1 protein-coding gene and 1 pseudogene are annotated in these 1,558 nt (G+C 36.5%); both read left to right on the plus strand.

Going from position 1 to position 1,558, the window contains the following annotated elements:
* The first annotated feature begins 215 nt into the window (after positions 1-215).
* Positions 216-425: a hypothetical protein gene (locus ACUVJL_RS13660; RefSeq protein WP_445246343.1), complete on the plus strand. Its 210-nt coding sequence runs from the start codon at positions 216-218 to the stop codon at positions 423-425.
* Between the two features lie 41 nt (positions 426-466).
* Positions 467-1,532: pseudogene (locus ACUVJL_RS13665) on the plus strand (ISKra4 family transposase).
* Positions 1,533-1,558 lie beyond the last annotated feature (26 nt).

Consider the following 1,558-nt stretch of genomic DNA (forward strand, 5'->3'; position numbering starts at 1 on the left):
GTCACAACAGCTTTGACCCTCGTAACAGCTTTGACCAGTCCTTTGTTTACTGGTGTTCAAGGGAGTGAAACTGGACAAACCGAAGTTGACCAATATCGGGCGTGAATACGATGAAGAGTCCTATCCGATCGGCATTCAAATCGAAGAATTTGAAGGCAATCGTAAAAAGTCACAGTAATGCTTCGCTTTAAGGTGGTGTTGCTTTTCTCAATGCTATGAACTTAAAAGAATTGGTTCGGTTTCTGAAATATGAAGCCGACCTCCCTAACTTTTTCCAGACTTCTGCCAATTACTACCATGAAAATCAAACACTACCTTCACAAACTGAAAGTCAGAAAATCAAGGTAGCTTTAGCCGTCAGCGATCAAAAAGAAGGTCGGGTGCATCTCAATGAATGCGAATGTGTCAAAAAAGAGTTAAAATGAAAAAGCTAGTAAAATCGTCAAATAAAGATGAGGTAAATAAAATGACACCCTCAGACCAACAACAGCTAAAAGCCCACTTAAAAGCGGCAGCAAAAATTCTTTACAGAAATACAGATCCAACCGAGTTAAAAAGTTTTGAAAGTATAGAAAAATCAGTACGTCAGAAAATGTTATCAGAAGTGAGTCCAGAAATAGGTAGCTTTTTTTTTCAGCAGTATCAGGAATTCAAACAGGAAAACCCCGAAAAATAAAATCAATAATCGGCTCAATCGACATTACAGATAATCAGGCAAAATATTTTGGCTTAAAAGCTTACAGTCAATTTAGTCCACTGATGGAAAATTGCTGTCTTTTAATCACTGCTAACGAATCTTATCAAATGGCAGAAAAAGATTTGGAAAAATTTACGGGATCAAAATTTCTCACAGTACATTACAAAGATTAGTCAAGAGACAAGAATTTGAATTGCCTACATCTCAACAAGGAGTCAAAGAAATTACATTGGATGGCGGTAAAGTCAGACTACGCAACGAAACCAAGGGCGAGAGCTGTTACTGGAAAGACTATAAAGCCGTGTGTTTAGATAATGTTTATTCGGGAGCATTTTTTCAAAATAATCAAGATTTAATTGATTGGACTAATAGCCAGAAATTACTACACCCTATGTATTGTCTAGGAGATGGTCATGCCGGTATTTGGAACATCTTTAAAGAAATTGGAGATAATGAACAAAGACAAGAAATCTTAGATTGGTATCATCTGAAAGAAAATCTCTACAAGGTAGGGGGTTCAATAAAACGATTGAAATCAGCAGAAAAGATGTTATGGCAAGGGAAACTTGATGAAGTTATAAATTTATTTAAAGACTTTAAAGGTCAAGCATTTAAAACGTTTTGTAATTATTTAGATACCCATCGCTGCCGAATAGTTAATTACCAATACTACAAAGAAGAATCCATAAGTTCGATTGGTTCAGGAACAGTTGAATCAACAATTAAACGCATTGGATTAAGGGTGAAAATATCGGGAGCGCAATGGAAGATTGAGAACGTTTCCTCTATCCTTGCTCTGCGCTGTGCTTATCTCAACGGTCAACTTTCAATTTGATATATTTGCCAAAGTGAGATGCACCC

The organism is Microcoleus sp. OTE_8_concoct_300 (genome assembly GCF_031383065.1).
In the GTDB taxonomy this organism is placed as follows: Bacteria; Cyanobacteriota; Cyanobacteriia; order Cyanobacteriales; family Microcoleaceae; genus Microcoleus.

Excerpts from the sequence above, each read along its gene's own strand:
- ACUVJL_RS13660 (WP_445246343.1), top strand. The coding sequence starts at position 216 with ATGAACTTAAAAGAATTGGTTCGGTTTCTGAAATATGAAGCCGACCTC.